This window comes from Ramlibacter sp. G4-7 (assembly GCF_057784995.1).
The window spans coordinates 490,696-512,455 of the sequence record NZ_JBYNTT010000001.1 but is presented as its reverse complement, the minus strand read 5'-3'; the positions used below and the strand labels follow the sequence as shown (position 1 = coordinate 512,455).

Annotated in this window: 19 protein-coding genes and 1 tRNA gene; 13 read left to right on the top strand and 7 right to left on the bottom strand. The window is 68.6% G+C overall.

What is annotated here, in order from left to right; all coding sequences use genetic code 11:
- The first annotated feature begins 44 nt into the window (after positions 1–44).
- Genes AC3EGR_RS02485 through AC3EGR_RS02475 form a run of 3 tightly spaced genes read left to right on the top strand, consistent with a single transcriptional unit; the run spans position 45 to position 4,816 of the window.
- The gene (locus AC3EGR_RS02485) at positions 45–1,766 is read left to right on the top strand and encodes an FAD-dependent oxidoreductase (protein ID WP_488544845.1); all 1,722 of its coding nucleotides are present in this window, start codon (positions 45–47) and stop codon (positions 1,764–1,766) included.
- Positions 1,763–1,951, top strand: coding sequence for a DUF2783 domain-containing protein (locus AC3EGR_RS02480; RefSeq protein ID WP_488544844.1), 189 nt, complete (start codon positions 1,763–1,765; stop codon positions 1,949–1,951). Before AC3EGR_RS02485 ends, AC3EGR_RS02480 begins: the two co-directional genes overlap by 4 nt.
- A 48-nt stretch (positions 1,952–1,999) precedes the next feature.
- Positions 2,000–4,816: a valine--tRNA ligase gene (locus AC3EGR_RS02475; RefSeq protein ID WP_488544843.1), complete on the top strand. Its 2,817-nt coding sequence runs from the start codon at positions 2,000–2,002 to the stop codon at positions 4,814–4,816.
- A 66-nt stretch (positions 4,817–4,882) separates the two neighbouring features.
- Here AC3EGR_RS02475 and AC3EGR_RS02470 read toward each other — a convergent pair whose 3' ends face one another.
- Positions 4,883–5,914: an NAD(P)-dependent oxidoreductase gene (locus AC3EGR_RS02470; RefSeq protein WP_488544842.1), complete on the bottom strand. Its 1,032-nt coding sequence runs from the start codon at positions 5,912–5,914 to the stop codon at positions 4,883–4,885.
- Between the two features lie 99 nt (positions 5,915–6,013).
- Between AC3EGR_RS02470 and galU the strand changes: the two genes are divergently transcribed.
- Positions 6,014–6,904 (top strand): UTP--glucose-1-phosphate uridylyltransferase GalU, encoded by an 891-nt coding sequence (galU, locus tag AC3EGR_RS02465; protein WP_488544841.1) that lies wholly within the window; start codon positions 6,014–6,016, stop codon positions 6,902–6,904.
- Here galU and AC3EGR_RS02460 read toward each other — a convergent pair.
- From AC3EGR_RS02460 to cysM, 4 genes are read right to left on the bottom strand one after another with little or no spacing between them, the layout of a single operon-like run.
- A complete protein-coding gene (locus AC3EGR_RS02460) occupies positions 6,901–7,731 on the bottom strand; it encodes a D-hexose-6-phosphate mutarotase (protein WP_488544840.1) in 831 nt (276 codons plus the stop codon). The genes galU and AC3EGR_RS02460 overlap by 4 nt on opposite strands.
- Entirely contained in the window at positions 7,731–7,958 is a 228-nt protein-coding gene (locus AC3EGR_RS02455) for a sulfurtransferase TusA family protein (protein ID WP_488544839.1), read from the bottom strand. Before AC3EGR_RS02455 ends, AC3EGR_RS02460 begins: the two co-directional genes overlap by 1 nt.
- On the bottom strand, positions 7,958–8,491 hold the full coding sequence (locus AC3EGR_RS02450; RefSeq protein ID WP_488544838.1) for an NUDIX hydrolase: 534 nt from the start codon (positions 8,489–8,491) through the stop codon (positions 7,958–7,960). Before AC3EGR_RS02450 ends, AC3EGR_RS02455 begins: the two co-directional genes overlap by 1 nt.
- Positions 8,488–9,390: a cysteine synthase CysM gene (gene cysM, locus AC3EGR_RS02445; RefSeq protein WP_488544837.1), complete on the bottom strand. Its 903-nt coding sequence runs from the start codon at positions 9,388–9,390 to the stop codon at positions 8,488–8,490. Before cysM ends, AC3EGR_RS02450 begins: the two co-directional genes overlap by 4 nt.
- A 42-nt stretch (positions 9,391–9,432) precedes the next feature.
- Between cysM and AC3EGR_RS02440 the strand changes: the two genes are divergently transcribed.
- Positions 9,433–9,519: transfer RNA gene (locus tag AC3EGR_RS02440), tRNA-Leu, on the top strand.
- 469 nt (positions 9,520–9,988) lie between these two features.
- A complete protein-coding gene (locus tag AC3EGR_RS02435; RefSeq protein ID WP_488544836.1) occupies positions 9,989–11,089 on the top strand; it encodes an MraY family glycosyltransferase in 1,101 nt (366 codons plus the stop codon).
- Positions 11,090–11,116: 27 nt separating this feature from the next.
- On the opposite strand, the gene AC3EGR_RS02430 is transcribed toward AC3EGR_RS02435, so the two are convergent.
- Positions 11,117–11,449: an H-NS histone family protein gene (locus AC3EGR_RS02430; protein WP_488544835.1), complete on the bottom strand. Its 333-nt coding sequence runs from the start codon at positions 11,447–11,449 to the stop codon at positions 11,117–11,119.
- Positions 11,450–11,598: 149 nt separating this feature from the next.
- On the opposite strand from AC3EGR_RS02430, the gene AC3EGR_RS02425 reads away from it, so the two are divergent.
- The 3 genes from AC3EGR_RS02425 to AC3EGR_RS02415 all read left to right on the top strand — a co-directional run bounded on the left by AC3EGR_RS02425 (position 11,599) and on the right by AC3EGR_RS02415 (position 15,048).
- Positions 11,599–12,621, top strand: coding sequence for a S1C family serine protease (locus tag AC3EGR_RS02425; RefSeq protein ID WP_488544834.1), 1,023 nt, complete (start codon positions 11,599–11,601; stop codon positions 12,619–12,621).
- A 97-nt stretch (positions 12,622–12,718) separates the two neighbouring features.
- Positions 12,719–12,901 carry a hypothetical protein gene (locus tag AC3EGR_RS02420; RefSeq protein WP_488544833.1) on the top strand — a complete coding sequence of 61 codons (183 nt, stop codon included), beginning with the start codon at positions 12,719–12,721 and terminating at the stop codon, positions 12,899–12,901.
- Entirely contained in the window at positions 12,898–15,048 is a 2,151-nt protein-coding gene (locus AC3EGR_RS02415) for a hypothetical protein (protein ID WP_488544832.1), read from the top strand. Before AC3EGR_RS02420 ends, AC3EGR_RS02415 begins: the two co-directional genes overlap by 4 nt.
- Before the next feature lie 6 nt (positions 15,049–15,054).
- On the opposite strand, the gene AC3EGR_RS02410 is transcribed toward AC3EGR_RS02415, so the two are convergent.
- Positions 15,055–15,981, bottom strand: a complete 927-nt coding sequence (locus AC3EGR_RS02410; RefSeq protein ID WP_488544831.1) for an SDR family oxidoreductase — start codon at positions 15,979–15,981, stop codon at positions 15,055–15,057.
- Positions 15,982–16,024: 43 nt separating this feature from the next.
- On the opposite strand from AC3EGR_RS02410, the gene AC3EGR_RS02405 reads away from it, so the two are divergent.
- The 4 genes from AC3EGR_RS02405 (at position 16,025) to AC3EGR_RS02390 (ending at position 21,754) form a co-directional block, all read left to right on the top strand.
- Entirely contained in the window at positions 16,025–17,071 is a 1,047-nt protein-coding gene (locus AC3EGR_RS02405; RefSeq protein ID WP_488544830.1) for a CDP-6-deoxy-delta-3,4-glucoseen reductase, read from the top strand.
- Positions 17,072–17,257: 186 nt separating this feature from the next.
- Positions 17,258–17,914 carry a polysaccharide biosynthesis/export family protein gene (locus AC3EGR_RS02400; protein ID WP_488544829.1) on the top strand — a complete coding sequence of 219 codons (657 nt, stop codon included), beginning with the start codon at positions 17,258–17,260 and terminating at the stop codon, positions 17,912–17,914.
- 68 nt (positions 17,915–17,982) lie between these two features.
- A complete protein-coding gene (locus tag AC3EGR_RS02395; protein WP_488544828.1) occupies positions 17,983–20,322 on the top strand; it encodes a GumC family protein in 2,340 nt (779 codons plus the stop codon).
- 7 nt (positions 20,323–20,329) lie between these two features.
- Positions 20,330–21,754, top strand: a complete 1,425-nt coding sequence (locus AC3EGR_RS02390) for a J domain-containing protein (RefSeq protein ID WP_488544827.1) — start codon at positions 20,330–20,332, stop codon at positions 21,752–21,754.
- Positions 21,755–21,760 lie beyond the last annotated feature (6 nt).

Here is a 21,760-nt window from a genome sequence, read left to right as displayed (position 1 = left end):
GTCCCGCGGCTGACCGGGATCCAATTCCAACGAGGAGACACGCCATGGCGGAGAGCTACGCCGAGACGGCGCTCACCAACGGCTACCAGTTCGCCCAGGGCAGCGGCTACCAGCTGCCCGAATACGCCTTCCGCGAGCCGCCGGAGATCGCCTCCGGCCAGGCGAGCCACCACCCGATCGTCATCGTGGGCGGCGGCATCACCGGGCTCACGGCTGCCTGCGCGCTCGCGCAGTACGGCATCGAGGCGGTACTGCTGGACGAGGACAACACGGTCGGCGTCAAGGGCGCTTCCTCCCGCGGCATCTGCTACACGCAGAAGTCGCTGGAGATCTTCGAGCGCCTGGGCGTGTACGAGCGCATCGCGGCAAAGGGCATCCAGTGGAGCGTGGGCCGCACCTTCGCCGGCCAGCACGAGGTCTATTCCTTCGACCTGCGGCAGCAGAGCGCCTACAACCTGTCGACGCAGCCGCCCTTCATCAACATCCAGCAGTTCTACATCGAGGCCTTCCTGGTCGACCGCATCGTGGAATTGGGCAACGTGGACCTGCGCTGGCAGAACCGCGTCACCGCGTTCCGGCAGGACGGCGAATGCGCCACGCTGTCGATCACGACGCCCGCCGGCGAGTACCAGATGCGCGCGGACTACGTCATCGACGCGACCGGCTCGCACAGCCCCTTTCGCCAGTGGGTGGGCGCCTCCGTCACGGCGAAGAAGGGCGACGACCGCTGGTGCATCGCGGACGTGCGCTTCCGCAAGCACCCGCCGGTGGAGCGCCACACCTGGATCGAGGCGCCGTTCAACGAGAACCGCGCCGTCTGGCAGCACCTGATGGGCGACGACGTCTGGCGCATCGACTACCAGATGGCGCCGGACGCCGACCCGGCGGAGGTGAGCCGCGAGGACGTGGTGCGCGAACGCCTGGCGCGGCAGTTCGGCGCCGACGCGGGCATCGAGATCGTCTGGGTCGGTCCTTACGCCTACCGCAGCGAATGCGTGGACGAGATGCGCCATGGCCGGGTGTTCTTCATGGGCGACTCGGCCAAGGTCGTCAGCCCCTTCGGCGCCCGCGGCGGCAACACCGGCATCGCCGATGCGGACAACCTGGCCTGGAAGCTGGCCGCGGTGATCCGCGGCCGTGCGGCGCCGGCGCTGCTGGACAGCTACCACGAGGAGCGGCACGAGGCGGCCAGGCAGAACGTGATGGTGACCAACCGCACGGCCCGCTTCCTGCGCCCCGCCACGCCGGTGGAGAAGCTGTTCCGGGACGCGGCGCTGAGCCTGGCCAAGCAGCACCCGTTCGCCAGGCAGTTCGTGAACACCGGCCGCATGGCGATCGCCAACCCCTACACCCGCTCCAGCGCCTGCGACCGCACCGGCGGCCTGTCGGTGCAGAACGTGTCCTTCGCCTGGCCCGACGGCTCGCCCGGGCGGGTCAACGACCTGCTGCGCTGGGCCGACGGCCGCCTGCTGGTCCTCCTCTTCGGCTCGGTCGGCCAGGCCTCCCTGGCGCGGCTGCGCGGCCTGTGCGAGTCCGCCCCGGTGCGCTGCGTGCAGGTCCTCGGACCCGACGACCCGCCCGGCGCCCTCGAACACGTGCGCGACCCCAAGGGGCACCTGCAAGGCGCCTGCCACGTGTTCGGCCACGCCTGGGCGCTGGTGCGACCGGACAGCTACGTCGCGGCGACGGGCGAAACCGTCGACGCCGCCCTGGTGCACGCCGTCGGCCAGGCCCTGGGCACGGCGCTGGAGGAGGAAGCCGCATGAAGACGCAACTGAACCTGCAGGACGCCGACGGCTTCTACGAGCAGCTGCTCGACGCCCACCAGGGCCTGTCCGAGCAACAGTCCGCCCTGCTCAACGCCCGCCTGGTGCTGCTGCTGGCCAACCAGGTCGGGGACGCCCGCGTGCTCAAGGAGTGCGTGGAGGCGGCGAGGGCCTTGCCCGAGTAAAGGCCCGCCGCCCCGGTCCGGCTGGCCCCGGCCCATAAAATCACCCGGGTGAGCAACGAACAACCCGGGCTGAACAGCCTCTCCAAGTCCTTCGAACCCGCCGCCATCGAGGCGAAATGGGGCCCGCTGTGGGAGCAGCGCGGCTACGCGCGGGCGGGCTACCGCGGAACCGGCAAGGCGCTGCCGGGCGAGCCCTCCTTCGCGATCCAGCTGCCGCCGCCGAACGTGACCGGCACCCTGCACATGGGCCACGCGTTCAACCAGACCATCATGGACAGCCTCACGCGCTACCACCGGATGCGCGGCTTCAACACGCTGTGGGTCCCCGGCACGGACCACGCGGGCATCGCCACGCAGATCGTGGTGGAGCGCCAGTTGCAGGAGCAAGGCATCAGCCGCCACGACCTGGGCCGCGCCGAGTTCGTCCGCAAGGTCTGGGAGTGGAAGGAGAAGTCCGGCAACACGATCACCACGCAGATGCGCCGCATGGGCGACAGCGTCGACTGGTCGCACGAGTACTTCACGATGGACGAGAAGCTCTCGAAGATCGTGACCGAGACCTTCGTGCAGCTGTACCGGCAGGGGCTGATCTACCGCGGCAAGCGGCTGGTGAACTGGGATCCGGAGCTCAAGACCGCCGTGTCCGACCTGGAAGTGGAGAGCGAGGAGGAGGACGGCTTCCTCTGGCACATCCGCTACCCGCTGTCCGACGGCTCCGGCGCGCTGACCGTCGCCACCACGCGTCCCGAGACCATGCTCGGCGACGTCGCGGTCATGGTGCATCCGCAGGACGAGCGCTACCAGCACCTGGTCGGCAAGACCGTGAAGCTGCCGCTGTGCGACCGCGACATCCCGGTGATCGCGGACGACTACGTGGACAGGGCCTTCGGCACCGGCGTGGTGAAGGTCACGCCCGCGCACGACCCGAACGACTACGCGGTGGGCCTGCGGCACAAGCTGCCCATGATCGGCGTGCTCACGCTCGACGCCAAGATCAACGAGAACGCACCGGCCGCCTACCGCGGCCTGGACCGCTTCGAGGCGCGCAAGAAGGTCGTGGCCGACCTCGAGGCGCAGGGGCTGCTCGCGGAGACCAGGAAGCACAAGCTGATGGTGCCGCGCTGCGCCCGGACCGGCCAGGTCGTGGAGCCCATGCTGATGGACCAGTGGTGGATCGCCATGACCAAGGTCGGCGACGGCGATCCCACCGGCAAGTCCATCGCGCGGAAAGCCATCGACGCCGTAGAGAGCGGCGCCGTGCGCTTCGTGCCGGAGAACTGGGTCAACACCTACAACCAGTGGATGAACAACATCCAGGACTGGTGCATCTCGCGCCAGCTCTGGTGGGGGCACCAGATCCCGGCCTGGTACGACGAGGAGGGCCGGGTCTACGTGGCCCGCAACGAAGCGGAAGCCCAGGCGCAGGCGCCCGGCCGCAAGCTCACGCGCGATCCGGACGTGCTGGACACCTGGTACTCCTCCGCGCTGGTGCCCTTCTCCACGCTCGGCTGGCCGGAGAAGACGCAGGACCTGGATCTGTACCTGCCGTCCAGCGTGCTGGTGACCGGCTACGACATCATCTTCTTCTGGGTCGCCCGGATGATCATGATGACGACCCATTTCACCGGCCAGGTGCCGTTCCGCGACGTCTACATCCACGGCCTGGTGCGCGACTCGCACGGCAAGAAGATGAGCAAGTCCGAAGGCAACGTGCTGGACCCCGTGGACCTGATCGACGGGATCTCCCTCGCACCGCTGCTGGACAAGCGCACGACCGGCCTGCGCAAACCCGAGACGGCGCCGCAGGTGCGCAGGAACACGCAGAAGGAGTTCCCCGAAGGCATCCCGCCGTACGGGGCGGATGCCCTGCGCTTCACCTTCGCTGCGCTCGCCACGCTGGGCCGCTCGATCAACTTCGACTCCAAGCGTTGCGAGGGCTATCGCAACTTCTGCAACAAGCTCTGGAACGCCACGCGCTTCGTGCTCATGAACTGCGAGGGCCAGGACCTCGCCGAAGCGGGCGCCACGCTCACGCCGGCGGACCGCTGGATCGTCTCGCTGCTGCAGAAGGCCGAAGCCGAGGTCGCCAAGGGCTTCGCCGAATACCGCCTGGACAACGTCGCCAACACGATCTACCAGTTCGTGTGGGACGAGTACTGCGACTGGTACCTGGAGATCGCGAAGGTGCAGATCCAGGTGGGTGACGAGGCGCAGCAGCGCGGCACGCGGCGCACGCTGATCCGCGTGCTGGAAGCCATCCTGCGCCTGGCGCACCCCGTGATCCCGTTCATCACCGAGGAGCTGTGGCAGAAGGTCGCGCCGGTCGCGGGCAAGAGCGGCAACTCGGTGAGTGTCGCGCCCTACCCGGAAAGCAATCCCGCCAACGTGAGCCCCGAAGCCGAAGCGTGGATGGGCAAGCTCAAGGCCGTGGTGGACGCCTGCCGCAACCTGCGCGGCGAAATGAACGTGTCGCCTTCGACCCGGCTGCCGGCGTACGTGGTGGGCGATGCGGAGTTCGTCCGGGCGGCGGCCCCCGTGCTGCAGGCGCTGGCGAAATTGAGCGAGGTGAAGGTGTTCGACGACGAGGCGGCGTGGGCCGCGGCCGCGCAGGCAGCACCCGTGGCGGTTGCGGGCGATGTCCACCTGTGCCTGTACATGGAGATCGACGTCGCCGCCGAAAAGGCGCGCCTGGCCAAGGAGGAGAAGCGGCTGGAAGGCGAACTCGCCAAGGCGAACGGCAAGCTGTCGAACGCGGCCTTCGTGGCCAAGGCGCCGCCCGCGGTGATCGAACAGGAGCGCAAGCGCATCGCGGACTTCGCGGCGGCGCTGGAGAAGATCCAGGCGCAGCTGCAGCGCCTGGGGTAAGCCTGTCCTTGCGGGCGCGAGCCGCAATCCTCGGGGCGCCGCATCGGCCGCCCCGCGGAGCGTTTCTCAAGGCCGGGACGGCGTACCGGAAGCGTCGGGCAGCGGTGCCGGCCGGCTGTCCGGCGGCGACACCGAATCCAGCCCCATGGAAGTGCTGAAGATGGACTCGAAGCCGCAGTGGTGCGGGGCGGCCAGCGTCTCGTGCAGGCGCTGCGCCACGTACCAGCTGGCGCGCACCCGCGATTCCCGGGTCCAGGAGCCCATGCGCGGCGTCAGGAAGAGGTTGCGCTGCCCGTGCAAGGGCGTGCCGCGCGCGGCGAAGCCGGCTTCGGCGCCGTCGAGCATCGCGGCTTCTATCCTGCCGTCGGCCAGCGCGCGGGCGAAGGCCTCGGGTTCAAAGATCGAGGTGCGGGTCGTGCCGGTCCACACCTGCCCGGGGCGGCAATGCGCCAGCACCTTGTCGTTGATGAAGTGCTCGTAGCGCGAGGCGTACAGCACCTGCACGGTGATGGCGTCCGCGTGCGCCACCAGGTCCTGCAGCGCCACCGGCTGCACCTTCAGGCGCTCCCACATCGGCGAGGTGTGGTGCACCGCGGGGTCGTATCCGATCAACTTCACGCCCAGGGCGTCCAGCATCGCGGCCAGCGCATGCGCCGAGGGCGCCAGCCCGAGCAGGCCCACGGTGCTGCCGTGCAGTTCCCGCCCGAGGGTGGCCGGCGCATGGCGGTCGCCCTTGAGAGCGGTCCCTATGCCGCGGCGAAACAGCAGCAGCAGGCTGGCCAGCAGGTACTCCGCGTTGGAACGCACGTGCGCATTGATCGGCTGGATGACGCGCACGCGATGGTCGCGGCAGGCTTCCAGGTCCGTGTTGTCGGTACCCACGTGCATGCGCCCGACGGCGCGCAGCACGGGGGCGAAGTCCAGGAATTCGCGGGTGACCATCACCTTGCGCGGGAGCACCAGCGCCTGGACGTTGTAAAGTTCAGTGCGCAGGGCGTGCAGGTCCTGCGCGAGTTCGGGCCGGTACACGGCCTGGTGCCGCGCCTCCAGCCAGGCCTGCGCTTCGGGGACGAGCCGCTCCAGCAGTAGGATTTCCAAGACAGATTCCCGGGTTGCAACCGCGCGGCGCACTTCTTCAGCACAATCGCCGCTTGCAGTGCCACCGGCGCACTCTAGCCATCACTCTACAGGCGGTCGATGAAAAAGTTCACACATGTCAACAAAGCGGTGTTCCCGGTCGCGGGCCTGGGCACGCGCTTCCTTCCGGCGACCAAGGCGCAGCCCAAGGAAATGCTGCCGATCGTGGACAAGCCGCTGATCCAGTATGCGGTGGAGGAGGCCTACGAGGCGGGGATCCGCCACATGATCTTCGTCACCGGCCGCAACAAGCGCGCCATCGAGGACCATTTCGACACCGCCTACGAGCTGGAAACCGAGCTGGAAGCCAGCGGCAAGCACGAACTGCTGTCGCTGGTGCGCAGCCTCGCGCCGGACGACATGGACTGCTCCTACGTGCGCCAGCCGCGTTCGCTGGGCCTTGGCCACGCGGTGCTGTGCGCGGAGCACATCGTGCGCGACGCCCCGTTCGCGGTGCTGCTGGCCGACGACCTGATGGTCGGCGCCGACGGCGGCCCCGGCGTGCTGGCGCAGATGGTCAAGGTGTTCCAGGAAGTCCAGAGCTCGGTGCTGGCCGTGCAGGAAGTGCCGCGCGAACACGTGAAACGCTACGGCATCGTGGCCGGCGACCCTGCCGGCGAGCGCCTGGTGAAGGTCAAGCAGATGGTCGAGAAGCCCTCGCCCGAGCAGGCGCCGTCCCGCCTGGGCGTCGCTGGGCGCTACGTGCTCACGCCCAGCGTCTTCGAATGCATCGCGCGCCAGCCGCGCGGCAGCGGTGGCGAGATCCAGCTCACCGACGGCATCGCCCAGCTGATCCCGACCGAGGGCGTGTATGCCTACAGCTACGAAGGCAAGCGCTACGACTGCGGCAGCAAGCTGGGATTCCTGGAAGCCTCCGTCGAATTCGCGCTCAAGCACGACGAGGTGGGGCCGGCTTTCCGCGAGTACCTCGCGGGCGTGCAGGCGCGCTAGGCGAGCGCGATCCTCTGGGTTCCGCTCCAGGTCTTGCCCGGGGCGAGCTCGACCGGCTGGGCGACGGCGCCTGCTTCCACGCAGAGCATGCGCAGCCAGTCATCCGGCGGCATGTCGCCCAGGCTTGCGGCTTTCGCGGGGCCCGGGTTCCAGACGACCGTGTCGCGAAAGCCTTGCTGCGTGATGCGCCGCGCCGGGTACCCCGGTTCGCTGAGGTCGAGCGGCCGGCCGGCCTCGCGGTACACGCGGTCGGTCTCGTCCGTGATCGCCAGCACCGGATCGGTTTCGGTGCGGATGGCGGCGGCGCCCACCATGTCTTCGTAGTCCAGTCCCCGCAGGCCGGCCAGCCGTACCGCGCGCACGTCGCCCACCCGCAGATACGTGTGCAGGGCGGCCGTGAAGATCCACGGCGTGCGCCCGGTGTTCGCCGCCTGCAGCTCCAGCTCCAGCCAGCGCGGCCCCAGGCGGGCGGCCAGCACGACACAGAAGGCACGGTCCCAGGCGCCGGACATGGTGGAGTCCAGCTGGAAGCGGCATTCCGTGACCTCCCCGTGCGCCGTGGGCGGCACGAGGAGCTGCCAGACCTGGGTCCGGACGAAACCATGCTTGGGCAGCACGCCGCGCCCGGAGAACTGCGGAAAGCACACCGGCGTGCCGCCGCGCACCGCCACCCCCGGCGCTGCGCGCGAGATGGGACTCAGGTAGATCTGCTCGTCCCCTCCCGCGGGTCGCCAGGACAGCAGCTGCGCCCCGTGGGTGGCCAGCCTGGCCTCGTCCCCCGCGCGGTTGCGCAGCACCACATCCGCGCCGGAGGCAGGACCTTGCATCAGCGCCGACGCAGGACGTGGATGAACTCGTCGCCCACCGTCTGCTGCTCCACCAGCTCGTTGCCCGTCTGCCTGGAGAACGCCTGGAAATCCCGCAGCGATCCGCCGTCGGTGGAGATGACCTTGAGCAGTTGGCCGCTGCGCATGTCGGTGAGGGCCTTCTTCGCCTTGAGGATGGGCAAGGGGCAGTTCAGGCCGCGCGTGTCGATTTCCTTGTCGATGTCCATCACGTCTCCCGCCGCTGGGACTCCATGTACTGCGGTTCGTGGCCCTGGCTGCGCAGCCAGTCGGCCAGCGCATGGCCGGTGCCGGCCGGCCAGCAGCGCACCTGGTCGTACGCGAACAGCTTGTAGTCGACCAGTTCCGGCGAGAGCTTCACCTCGCCCTCGCACACCGCATGGTAGGCGATGATGACCTGGTTCATGCGCTGGAAATCGTAGACGCCGATCAGGTCCAGCGAAATCGCGCGCAGGCTCGTCTCCTCGGCGATCTCCCGCGCGATGCCGGACCGGGGCGTTTCGCCGGCTTCCATGAAGCCGGTGATCAGCGCATACATCTTGTGCGCCCAGGCCGCGTTGCGGGCGAGCAGGATGCGGTCCTGGTACTGGATCACGGCCGCCAGCACCGGCGTCGGGTTGTTCCAGTGCGTCCAGCCGCAGGCAGGACAGCGCAGCCGCTGCTTCTCGCCGCCATCCTCCTGCTGCGCGATCCACGCCAGCGGCGTCGCGCACTGCGGGCAGAACCTGTAGTCGGCACTCACGCGGGGAACACGCCGGTGGACAGGTAGCGGTCGCCGCGGTCGCACACCACGAACACGATGGTGGCGTTCTCCACCTGCTGCGCCACCTGCTGCGCAACCCAGCAGGCGCCGGCCGCCGAGATGCCGCCGAAGATGCCCTCCTCGCGCGCGAGCCGCCGGCACATGTCCTCGGCGTCCTCCTGGCTCACGGACACCAGCTCGTCGACGGCACTCGGGTCGTAGATCCTGGGCAGGTACTCCTGCGGCCACTTGCGGATCCCGGGAATGCGCGAACCCTCGCGCGGCTCCGCGCCGATGATGCGGATTGCCGGATTCTTCTCCCGGAGAAATCGCGACACGCCGGTGATCGTTCCGGTGGTGCCCATCGCGCTCACGAAGTGCGTGATGCGGCCGCCGGTCTGCTCCCAGATTTCCGGCCCGGTGGTTTCGTAGTGGATGCGCGGGTTGTCCGCGTTGGCGAACTGGTCGAGCACGCGGCCCTTGCCCTCGCGCTGCATGTTCTCGGCAAGATCGCGCGCATATTCCATGCCGCCGCTCTTGGGCGTGAGCAGGAGCTCGGCACCGAAGGCCTTCATGGTCTGCGCGCGCTCGATCGAGAGGTCCTCCGGCATGACCAGGACCATGCGGTAGCCCATGATCGCCGCGGCCATGGCCAAAGCGATGCCGGTGTTGCCCGAGGTGGCCTCGATCAGGGTGTCGCCCGGCTTGATCTCGCCGCGCTCCTGCGCGCGCCGGATCATGGACAGCGCCGGGCGGTCCTTCACCGAACCTGCCGGGTTGTTGCCTTCGAGCTTGCCGAGCAGGACGTTGCCGCGTTTCTGGTTGTCCTGCAAGCCGATGCGCTGCAGCGCCACCAGCGGAGTGTTGCCGATCGCGTCTTCGATCGTTGGATAGTGCATGCATGGCACTGTGCCATAATTTCCCGCTCCCTCTCTCCAGCTGCCGGAGTGGCGAAATCGGTAGACGCAGCAGACTCAAAATCTGCCGGTGGCAACACCGTGCCGGTTCGATTCCGGCCTCCGGCACCAATCCATCCAGCGATCGATCCAGGAGCACGCGTTTGCGTCCTGCTCGTATCGGTTGCCGCACGCAGCCCCTGCGTTGAGCGTGACCTCGCGTGACAGTGCCCTTCGGGCCGCGCCGCCAAAGTGCTTGCAGTCGTCGCGCACCTCATCCGCCTGGTGCCCCGTGGATCTTCCGGGTTGAATGCGGTTTGCTCGACCGTACGACCGCGAGAGCATCGGAAGCGTTGCTAACACCCCTGTAACAGCCGCGCTACCCGCCAGCGCCCACACTCCCGGTCCCTATTCCTGCCCGCGCGCCGGTTTCCCTCGGGCGGGTGTCGTTCAAGCCAGCGGCCATCGCATCGGCCTGCTATGGACACAGGAAGGAGTTGCCAGACCGTACGGGTAGCAATAAAGTGCGACTCGTTGTCGCGAGTTGTTGAAAAGGTTTTCAGTTCAGAAGAGCGATCCCCGTGAGAAAAGGAAACGCGTCGTGCTGTCTGTCTCCACCTTGCTGGTCGTTGCGGCCACCCTCGCCGGCTCATTCACGTTAGCCCAAGCGCTCGTGCTGAGCGCACACAAGCACGGGCACCTCACCATGGACATGCCAGGGGCAGTCCAGAAATTCCACTCTATGCCCACGCCGCGAGTGGGTGGCATCGCGATCTACCTGGCGATGACCGGCGCCTGGATCTTCCTTGCCAAGCCGCGGGAAACCGCCCTGCTGACCACCTTGCTGCTCGCCGGGATGCCGGCGCTGCTGGTGGGTCTTGCCGAGGACGTGACCAAGCGCGTGAGCGTGCGCACACGTCTGCTGGTCACCATGGGCAGCGGCGGCCTGGCTGCCCTGTGGACCGGGATCGGCCTCACCCGCGTCGACATCCCACCGGCGGACCTGCTGCTGTCCTACTGGCCCTTCGCTGTGCTATTCACGGCCTTTGCGGTCGGCGGCGTCGCCAATTCCATCAACATCATCGACGGCTTCCACGGCCTTGCCAGCGGCACCGTGATCATCTCGTCGCTCGCCCTCTCGGCCATCGCCTTGGGGGTAGGCGACGTGCCGCTCGCCGGCGTCGCGGTTGTGCTCGCCGCCGCCGTCGGTGGATTCTGGCTGGTCAACTTCCCGTGGGGCAAACTGTTCCTCGGCGACGGCGGCGCCTATTTCTCGGGCTTCGCGCTGGCTTGGCTGTCCGTGGAACTTCTTGCTCGCAATCCGGCCGTATCCCCTTGGGCCAGCGTATTGCTGTGCGGCTATCCCACCATCGAGGTCGTCTACAGCATCGTACGCCGCAGCCGGGGCCGCCGCTCGCCAGGGCAGCCGGACCGACGCCACCTCCACAGCCTCGTGGCGACGCAACTGGTGCACCCACGCCTCGGCGCGTTACCAGCCAACCTACGCAACGCCGCCGTCTCCGTCCTGATGTGGATCTGCGCCATCGTGCCCGTGGTACCTGCACTTTTCTTCCACGGCCGCCCGGAAATTCTCGTGCCTGCCCTGTTGCTTTGCGCAGCGGGTTACCACTTGCTCTACCGCCGCATGTCCGTGGCCGCGGAGCCCGACCTGGCCGATGCGCCGGCCGACGTAGGCGCCTGAGCCCGCCCGCCGCCCACGCGCCCGCGCTCAGCGGCCGTTCTTGACGGCGAAATCCTCCAGGCTGCGGCCTTCCTGCAGCGCCTTGGTCACCCATTGCGGCTTGCGGCCGCGGCCGCCGGACCAGGTTTCGCCATTGGGGCCGCGGTATTTCGCCGCCGATTTGGCGGATTTGGCCGCCTTCACGCGCGAATTGCCGACGGGCCCGGAACGGGCAAATCCCAGGTCCGCCGCCGTCAATCCATAAAGCTCGATCTTGGTCTTGATATCGGCGATGGCATCTGCGATTTCCTGCTCCCGCATCCTTTCGGCTTCCGCCAGAAGCTTTTCGGCCTGTTCCTTCAATTCGAGATAAGTCGCCACGCAATTTCCTCCGCAATGTCGCGGGCCATTATGCAAAAAACAATACGCGGCGCCGGTGCGATGTTCCCGCCTCCGGGAATGTCCCTTTGGGGCAACTTGCAGTGCAGCATTTTTTGCAGCATCCTGATTGCCAACTTCGGAGGAAGGCCGTGTCGCTCCAGTCCGTGGCAAGCCGGCTCGCCGGCATGATCCTCCTGGCTCTCGCCGGGGCTGCATCCGCCCAGGCCGCCCTGTCGCCGCAGCAGGCCAGCGTCGATGCGATCACGCGGGCCATGGAGGCGGTCGTCGGCTTGCAGATCACCACGGCGGACGGTGCGCGCTCGGCGGAGACGCTGGGCAGCGAGCGCGAAGGCTCGGGCGTCGTGATCGGCAGCGACGGCCTGATCCTCACCATCGGCTACCTCATTCTCGAAGCGGACAGCATCCAGGTCACCACGCACGACAGCCGCGTCATCCCCGCGCGCGCGGTCGGCTACGACCAGGCCACCGGCTTCGGGCTGGTGCGCTCGGTGCTGCCGCTGCGCGGCATCCAGCCCGTCGCGCTCGGCGATGCACGTGAAGTGCCCGCGCGCAGTTCCCTGCTGGTGGCCACCGGCGGCGAGGACGGCGGCATGGGGCTGACGCAGCTGATGGGCAAGCGTCCCTTTTCCGGCTACTGGGAGTACCACATCGACAGCGCGCTGTTCACGAGCCCGCCCCTGCGCAACCACAGCGGCGCACCGCTGTTCAACCAGCGTGGGGAACTCCTGGGGATAGGCAGCCTTTTCGTCGGCAATGCGCTGGGCAACAGCGAGCAGGTGCCCGGGAACATGTTCGTCCCGGTCGACCTGCTCAAGCCGATCCTCGCGGAGATGCAGCAGACCGGCAGCACGCGCGTCAGCCGCCGCCCCTGGCTCGGGCTCAGTTCCACGGAACAGGGGGGGCGTATCCAGATCGTGCGCGTCAATCGGGACAGTCCCGCCCAGGACGCCGGCCTGTCCGCCGGCGACTTCGTGCTCGCCATCGACGGCGAGAAAGTCAGCACGCTCGAGGGTTTCTACAAGAAGCTGTGGGCGCGTCCCGAGCCGGAAAGTGAGGTACAACTGACCATCCTGCACGGGGCGCAGGTGCTGCAGGTGACGGTGCGCGCAGTCGACCGGATGAAGACGATCCGAAAACCCGAGGGAATCTGATCCGAAAGCCCTGTCCGACAGGGCCTCCGGATAAACGCTGACAGGGATCCGGGCGCCGGTCCTTAGCCTTGGCACTGCAATCTGAAGAGGGGCGCTCATGTCGACGGAAGTTCCAGGGTCCATGGAAGCGCAGCCGGCGAAGGCTGGCTGGCGGCCCTGGCTGCGCGTGGTGCTCGCCGCCGGCGCGCTGCTGCTGCTGTCCGAGGCGCTCTGGCTGTGGCAGACCTGGCCGGTGCGCGAGCTCCTGCAGCCCACTTCCACCGAGGCCCAGTCACCATGACGCACCCGCTGCTGCGCCGCGCCGTGGGCCTGCTGCGGGCCCGCTCCCCCGCGCTGACGCTCGCGTGGCTGGTGCTGGGCGTCTGGGCGTTCGGCATCGTCGTGGCCGCGGTGCAGCTGGACGGATGGCGCCAGGACCTCTCGCGCATGCTGCTGCAGCTCAATGCGGATGCGCGCTTCCGCGCCCGCGCCCCGAGCCGCGAAGCCGTGGACCCGGAGTGGTACCGCCGCAAGGCCGTGGCACTGCTCGCCGCGACCGAGCGCCTGCAGCAGGACGCGGCCTGGACCTCCTTCCTGCCCGGCTCCTGGCACGCCTTCGACAACCTCGAGGAACAGGTGCAGTCGCGGCTGGCGCGCGAGTTCGGCGACATCGTGGTGGAAACCCTCAGGCGCGAGCTCTATGCCCGCGCGGCCAAGCTCACCGGCGTGCCGCTGGCGCGCGGTTCGGGCGACCTGCAGATGGGCGCCGACTGCCAGTCGCCGGTGCCGCAGAACCTGGACCGGCGCCTCACCGCCGCCGCCGAGGACCTGCCCGAGTTCGTGGCCGTCGCCGACTACGTCAGCAACGTGGAGCGGCTCGACGGGGCGGTGCAGTCCTTCCTGTCGCTGCAGTACGCCGGCGGGCAGCCGGAACAGCTGCGCAAGCTGGTGGCCTATACCCTGGGCAAGGACCTGCCCGGCGCGCTCGAAGGCGCCGTGCGCATGTTCCAGGGCAGCGAGGAAGTCAACATCGAACCGGCGCTGATGCAGTCGCGGCTGCAGTGGGCCGCGCGCTGCTCGCTGCTCAAGGCCATGGGGGCGCTGCACACGCGGCTGCTGAACACCAACGACCTGTTCGCGCTGGAACAAGGCTACATCGAGCGCAGCAACGGCTTGTTCGGGCCGGCAACGCGCACCGCCGCCTTCGACCGCACGCTGGAACGCTACAAGGCCGTGCATGCGCTGCTGGAGGACCAGAACGCGCTGCTGTCCAAGGGACGCAACGACTGGATGCGCCAGGGGACGCTGCAGCTCGGAGGCGCCTACCAGGACGTGCTGCGGCGCGTGGAGCGCACCCGCCTGCTCGGGCCCGAGACCATGCAGCAGCTGCAAGGGCAGTCGGGTGCTGCCTTCATCGAGTTCCGGCGCCAGTTCGAGCTGGCCTTCGGCAAGCAGGGCGAAGCGGGCATCGTCTGGCTCGCGAGCGAGAACCGCTTCGGCCTGTCGTCGGAGCGCGCGGCGCTGCGACTGGGCCTGTCCGCGCTGCTCAAGACCTCCTTCATGGCGGAAACGGCGCCGCCCGCAGCCGGCAAGGATGCGGCGCGCGACACCGGCTCCCTGCCCAAGGCGCTGCAGGAAGCCAAGGCGCTGGCCGCGGAACGCGCGCGCGCCGTGGCGGAGGTGCTGCCGCTGTTCCCGCCCCACGCGCAGCCGGTGGTTGCGCGCGTGGTCGATGCGCGTGTGTCCGAACTGATCTACCAGCGGGCCTTCCGCACGCTCAAGGCCGGCCTGACTGCCGACGCCCAAGGGCCGCTCGACACCGCGGCGTTCCGCCAGCAGCGCGAACAGGTGCTCGCCCTGCAGGCCGTGCTGAAGGAAACCGGCGGCGCCGGGCTGGGCGAGCGCCTGGTGGCCACGCTGGACGGCGAGCTATTGCGCCGGCTGGCGTCCCTGCAGGACGACTGGCGCCAGCAGCCGCTGCAGGACGTGCGCGCCATCGACTTCAGCTGGTGGCAAGGCGAGAGCCTGGCGCTGGCGCAGACCCTGGGCGCCGCGGACGCCGGGTCGCCGGTGCCGCCGTCCTTCAGCCGCACGGCCACGCGGCTGGACCTGCTGGTGCAGCAGGCCAAGCCGCTGCTCGCGCTGGGCAGCCCCGCGCTGGCCCACGATCCGGCGGCGGCGCGCTGGCTGCAGCTGCAGGCGGAACTTGAACGCTATGCGGCACGCGCCAGCGACAGCAGCCTGCTGCGCCTGGAGCGTTACGTCGCGGCCGTGGGCCCCGACCTCAGGCGCGACAACTGCGCCGAGCGGCTGGCGGCCAATACGCCGGTGGCCGAGGCGGAAGACGAGATCGCCCAGCGCCACCTGCAGATGCACCAGGCGCTGTCCCAGCGCTGCCACGAGCTGCGCGTGCAGGCCGCGCTCACCGGCGCCTCGCTCACGCAGTGAGCGCCCTCAGGCACGCAGGCCGCTTTCGACGGTCTCGTGCCGCAGCCGCAGGCGCAGCTCCTTCTTCAGCCGCGTGTTGTCCAGGCGGCGCGATTCGCCCATGAAGCTCAGGAGCACCAGCGGCAGTTGCTCCTGCGCGGTGTGGCGCGGCACCCGCGGCGGCCGCGGCAGCCCATACAGGTCCGCGGCCAGGTCGAAATAGTCGCCCATCTTCAGCTCGCTGTCGTCGCTGGCGTTGTACACGCGCTGGGCCCGCCCACGCCACAAGGCGGCCAGCACGGCGCGGGCGAGGTCGTCGGCGTGGATGTGGTTGGTGTAGACGTCGTCCTGCGGCACGAGCACCGGCGTGCCGCGCAGCAGCCGCTCCCGCGGCGTCCCGCCGGCGCGGTCCGGCGCGTAGATGCCCGGGATGCGCAGCACGCTCGTTCGCGCCCCGGTGGCACGCCCGAAGAAGCGCACCTGGCGCTCCGCGTCCACGCGCCGTTGCGCGCGCGGCGTGCCGGGAGCGACGGCGCGCTCTTCCCGCACCCGGGCGCCGGCGCAATCCCCGTACACGCCGCTGGTGGAGGCATAGACCAGCACCTGCGGCGGGTTGCGCAGGCGCAGCGCCCGCAGCAAGGCGCTAGTGCGCGCATCCCGCCACCAGTCCCGCGGCGGCTCGGCGGGCGGCGGCGCGAGGTGCACGACACGCTGCGCCAGCCCGGCCAGCCGGCCGAGCCCCGCGCGGTCGTCGAGGTTGCCTTGCAGCGGCACGATGCCGGCGGCACGCAGCAGCGGCACGCGCTCGGGCGAGGAAGTCAAGCCCAGCACGCGGACCCGGGGCGGCAGCGCACGCGCGGCGCGCAGGCCCACGTCGCCGCAGCCGACGATCAGCACGCGCAGCCGGCGAAAGCGCCCGGGCAGCGCGCCGAGAGGGGTCTGGTTTGAGGGCAAAATCGCGCCAGCGAAGACGAAAGAGCCCAAGGATATCCAAAGCATGACTGCCGCCCCCGGAGCCGCCGGACCGTTCACGATCACCGTGCAGCCCAGTGGCCGCACGTTCTCCACAGAGAGCGGCGAGGCCATCCTGGCGGCCGCCATCCGCCAGGGCGTGGGCATGCCCTACGGCTGCAAGGACGGCGCCTGCGGTTCCTGCAAGTGCAAGAAGCTCGAAGGCACCGTCGTCCACGGGCCGCACCAGAGCAAGGCCCTGTCGGAGGAGGAAGAGGCTAAGGGCCTGATCCTCACCTGCTGCGCGGTGCCGCAGACGGACATCCTGCTGGAGTCGCGCCAGGTCACGGACGAGAGCGCCTTCCCGGTTCGCAAGATGCCGGCGCGCGTCACATCGCTCGAGAAAGTGTCGCACGACGTCATGATCGTGAAACTCCAATTGCCGGCCAACGACACCATGCGCTACCACGCCGGCCAGTACATCGAGTTCATCCTGCGCGACGGGGCCCGGCGCAGCTACTCCATGGCCAACGCGCCGCACAGCGGGCCGGGGGTCGAACTGCACATCCGGCACATGCCCGGGGGCAAGTTCACCGACCACGTGTTCACGGCGATGAAGGAAAAGGAGATCCTGCGGGTGGAAGGTCCGTTCGGCAGCTTCTTCCTCCGGGAAGACTCCGACAAACCGATGATCCTGCTCGCCTCGGGCACCGGCTTCGCGCCGATCAAGGCGCTCCTGGAGCACATGCAGAACAAGGGCATCCAGCGTCCTGCCACCCTGTACTGGGGCGGCCGCCGCCCTGGCGACCTGTACATGGACGCCTGGGTGCGCGAGCGGCTGATCGACCTGCCGCAGCTGAGGTACGTGCCGGTGGTCTCCAATGCCCTGCCCGAGGACAACTGGATGGGCCGCACCGGCTTCGTGCACCGGGCGGTCATGGAGGATTACCCTGATCTTTCGGGCCACCAGGTCTACGCCTGCGGGGCGCCGATCGTCGTCGACTCGGCGCGGGAGGAATACAGCACCCGCTGCAAGCTGCCACCCGAGGAGTTCTTTGCGGACTCCTTCACCACGGAGGCGGACAAACACTAAGAAGGAAGCGTGCAACTGCGCTTGTAAGGGGCGCCCGAGTTCCGTAGGATGCCCCTTCAACTCCCGGGGGTGCGTATGTCTCCGATCACTTCGCGGTGCGGGCTTGCTGCAGTCCTTCTGTGCATCACCACGGTGTGCGTCGCGCAGGCGCAGCCGGGCGCCTCGGGGTCCACGCCGGCCGACGGCGTGTTTCGACCAACGGCCCTGGAGGAAAAGGAAGACCAGCGCAGGTCGTCCCAGGCCCCGGCGCAACTCTCCCCCGTGTACACGATCGGCAAGGAGTACCGGGTCGGACCGAATGACCTGCTGGACATCGAGATCCTGAATCTCGAGAACGCCAAGCGGATGGTGCGCGTGAACGCCGGCGGGGTGGTCACCCTGCCGCTGGTCGGCCAGGTCACCGTCGCCGGGCTCACGCAGCAGCAGATCGAGGAGCACGTCGCCAGGCTTTACGGCGAAAAATACCTGCAGGACCCGCAGGTCTCCGTGTTCATCCGGGAATTCACCACCCAGAGGATCACCATCGACGGCGCGGTCGGAAAGCCCGGCATCTACCCCCTGGTCGGCGACATGACGCTGTTGCGCGTCATCGCGCAGGCGGGAGGCTTCGGCTCCATCGCCAAGCGCTCGGAAGTGATGCTGTTTCGCAAGGGCGACGGCGGCGAGCGCCAGGTCGCCACGTTCAACGTGGACAGGATCCGCGCAGGCGAGGACCAGGACCCCCCGATCCGGGGCGAGGACCTGATCGTGGTGCAACGCGATCCCAATCGGGCCTGGCTGACCGATTCCCTGTTCCGAGACGTCCTGAACGTGTTCAATCCGCTTTCCTATATCCCCAAGTAAGGCAGGTTCCACTCCCACCAACCCGTGCAGTCGCCTCGCAAGGCACGGCCGAAACACCCTCGCAAAACATGTCCACGTCCGAACTCTCGCGCGATGATGCGTCCGGCTTCGCGCCGCACGGGTCGAATGAACTGGCTGTACGCCAGCCATACCAGCTGCAGACCGGCGCGAGCCGGTCGGACGAAGAACAGATCGGCGACGACTCGCTGACGCTCACGGACATCGGCCGGATCCTCCTCAAGCACAAGTGGACGCTGCTGCTGGTCGTCGCGATCACGTGCACGATCGCGGCCGTCCGCACTTTCCTCAGCACGCCGGTCTACCGCTCCACGGTGATCCTGCAGATCGACCGCGCGACGCCGAGGGTGGTGCGCTTCGAACAGGACCCCGAGCAGGAGCGGATGGGGAGCGACGACATCTCGATGCGCACGCAGCAGGAACTGCTCAAGAGCCGTTCCCTGGCCGAGCGCGTCATCGACGAACTCCGGCTCGATCGCTCCACCCAGGCCGCCCAGGCGCCCCTGACGTTGACGCCGACGCAGCTCGGGGAAGACGGCGACGCGCCGCCCGCCGAGACCCGCTCCGCCGACTACCTGGACCGGCTGATCGCGGGCTACCGCAAGATGACGAACCCCAGCGTGCGAAGCACGGAGGTCCTGGGGCGGGAAGCGATCATCAGCAAGTTCCTGGGCTCGCTGTCAGTCGAGCCCGTGCGCAGTTCCCGGCTCGTGAAGGTGCACGCGGACAACACGGACCCGCAGCTCGCCGCGAGGATAGCGAACGCGACGGTCCAGGCGTATATCGCGATGGCCATGGAGCGGCGGCTGGAAGCTTCTTCCTATGCGAAGAGCTTCCTCGAGGACCAGATCAAGCAGACGAAGGCGAAGCTGGAGGACTCCGAGCGCCGGCTGAACACGTACGCGCAGGCGAACCAGATCCTCACGCTGGATGACAAGACCAGCGCGATCTCCGCCACCTACACCGATTTCGCAAGCGCGCTCGCCAAGGCCGAACAGGAGCGCATCAAGTTCGACGCCATCGTGGCGGAGGTCAGGCGCAATCCGGAAGCGTCGCTGGCCGTCATCGAGAACAAGTCGGTCCAGACATACAAGGAGCGGCGCGCCAAGCTGCTCATCGAGTACCAGGAAAACCTGCGCATCTTCAAGCCGGACTATCCGAAGATGCTGCAGATCAAGGCGCAGATCGGCGAGACCGAAGCGCAGATCAAGGAGGAGGTGCAGAACGTCCTCGGCAGCCTGCAAGCCCAGCGCGATTCGTCCTTCAAGCAGGAAGAGTTGCTGCGTGAAAAGCTGAACCAGACCCGCAAGCAGGTGCTGACGACGCAGGATCACAGCATCGACATGAACCTGCTCAAGCGCGAGGTCGACACCAACCGCCAGCTGTACGACAACCTGCTCCAGCGCTTCAAGGAACTGGGTGTCTCCGGCGCCATCGTGAGCAACAACATCTCGGTCGTGGATTCGGCCGAGCCTTCGCTGTTCCCCTACAAGCCGGACATCGCCGCGAACCTGCTGATCGGCATGGTGGCAGGCCTGCTGCTTGGTGCAGCGATCGTCGTCGGGCTGGAGATGATGGATGACTCCATCAAGTACCCGGACGAGGTGGAACGGGTGCTGGGGCTGCCGCTCATGGGCATGATCCCGAAGATCGCCCGCAAGCGGAACGCCCAAAGGGCGGTGGCGCTGGAGGTGCACGACGACCCGCGCTCGACGCTCGCCGAGGCTTACCGGTCGGTGCGCACCGCGCTGCAGTTTTCCACGCCTGAAGGTGCGCCCAAGCGCCTGGTCATCACCAGCACGACCCGCAACGAAGGCAAGAGCACCACTTCACTGGCACTCGCGATCAACTTCGCCCAGATGGGCCAGCGCGTGCTGCTGATCGATGCGGACATGCGCAATCCGACGGTGCACAAGCTGCTGGGGATGCCGAACGATTTCGGCCTGTCCAACCTGCTGTCGAGCGACAACCGGGGCGAGAAGATGATCACGCCCACGTCCATCCCGAACCTTTCCGTGCTGACCGCCGGCCCGATCCCGCCGAACCCGGTGGACTTGCTGACCGGGCCCAAGCTGCTGCTGCTGCTCAATATCACGGCCGCCCTGGGCATCGACTACGTCGTCGTGGACGCTCCTCCCATGCTGGGTCTCGCCGACGCGGTGGTGCTCGGGAACCAGCTGCAGAACGTGCTGTATGTCGTCCAGGCGAGTTCCACGCGCAGGACCCAGATCAAGCATGCGCTGCGCCGGCTCCGGCAAGGTGGCCTGATGCCGAGGGGCGTCGTCCTCACCCAGACGCTCAAGCATGCGATGCAGCAGGATTACGGCACGTATTACGGGTACGGTGCGGAGAGCGGGGAAGGCCCGGCGGCCCTGTCGCGCGCAACCTAGGGCGAACATGACCAGGGCAACCGGGTCGGCGAGGGATCTCCACGACGCGCTCCTGGAGTATTCGACCGCGCCGGGGAAGTACCAACTCCTGCTGCGCCATCCGGCTGTCCTTTTCGCCGCCATCCCCGAGATCCTGCAACTGGCGGCTGGCCGTGGCTTGCCGGCCGGCGGGGATGCCCAGCAAGTACGGGAGTCCGCTGCATTCTTCATCCGCGCAGCACTCCTGTTCCCCGGTGCCGACCACTACGCGGTCCTTGGCCTGCGTTCGGGCGAAGAAGCCCCGGACCTCAAGGAACGCTACCGGCTGATGATGCGGCTGATCCATCCCGACTTCGCGCCGGGCGGCGGTGGCTGGCCGGCGGACGCGGCAGTGCGCGTGAATCGCGCTTACGAAGTGCTCTCTTCGGCCGTGCAGAGGCGGCAGTACGACGACCAGCTGGCCGCGGCGGCGCGGGTGCAGCGGCCCCCGGCGGCGCGGCCATCCGCACCCCATGCGAGGCCGTCGGTGCGCAAACCGGTGGAAGCGCCCCTGCGGTGGCGCAAGGGCGCGAAGGTGGCGTGGGCACTCGCGATTGGCGTCCCGGTCGCACTTCTGCTTGCGCCCCGGCCCGAGCCCGACCACCTGGTGCAACGCGCGCCCGCACCGGGCGCGGCGCCACGTGCCAGCTCCCTGCCGCAGCCGTCCGCGCCTCCTGAGGCGCAACCCGCGCCCGTCGCGCCACCGCCCGACCAGGCCGCGGCCGCTGATTTGCCGGCGCCCGCCCTGCCTGCCCCGATACTGGAAAGCCCAACCCGGCACGCGCACGCACAGCGCAGCGCCCCCGCCGCCCCGAACATTCCCGTGACTGCAGCTCGGGCCCAGCCCTTGCCGTCGGCCCCGCAACCCCCTTCGCTGTCGCAGCCGCGACCCTTGCAGGCGCCGCAGCCCTTGCCGACGCCGCAACGTTCCGTCGAATCCGCAGCGCTCCCGTCCATGCCTGTTCCCCCCCTCGAGCGGCCGAACGCGAGCGTCCCCTTGCTGCTCGCCACGGTGCCCGGCACCCCGGCGCCGCCGAGGCTGGCATCGACCGTGCCAGCGTTGCCGGTGCCGACGTTGAGCGACGCGCAGCCCCTCATCACCCAGATGCTCCAGCTGCTCGAGGCAGGCAGCGGCGAGCAGTTGCTGCGCTTGCTCGACGCCGACGCGCGCAGGGACCCGGCCGCACAGTCGCTCTCGCGGCAATACGACCAGTTCACGCGCCCGATCCGGATCGTCCATGTCGAGTTCGACGGCGAACCGCGCGAAGGAAAGCTGCTGGTCACGGGCCGCATCCGGTTGCACGCCGGCGAGCCGACGATCGGCTCGTCCGGCGAGAAATTGCTGTTGCGGGCCGAATTCGCGCAGCGCGGCGGAAAGACCCAGCTGACGAGCCTCAGCGGCGGCCCGGATTGAGGAGTG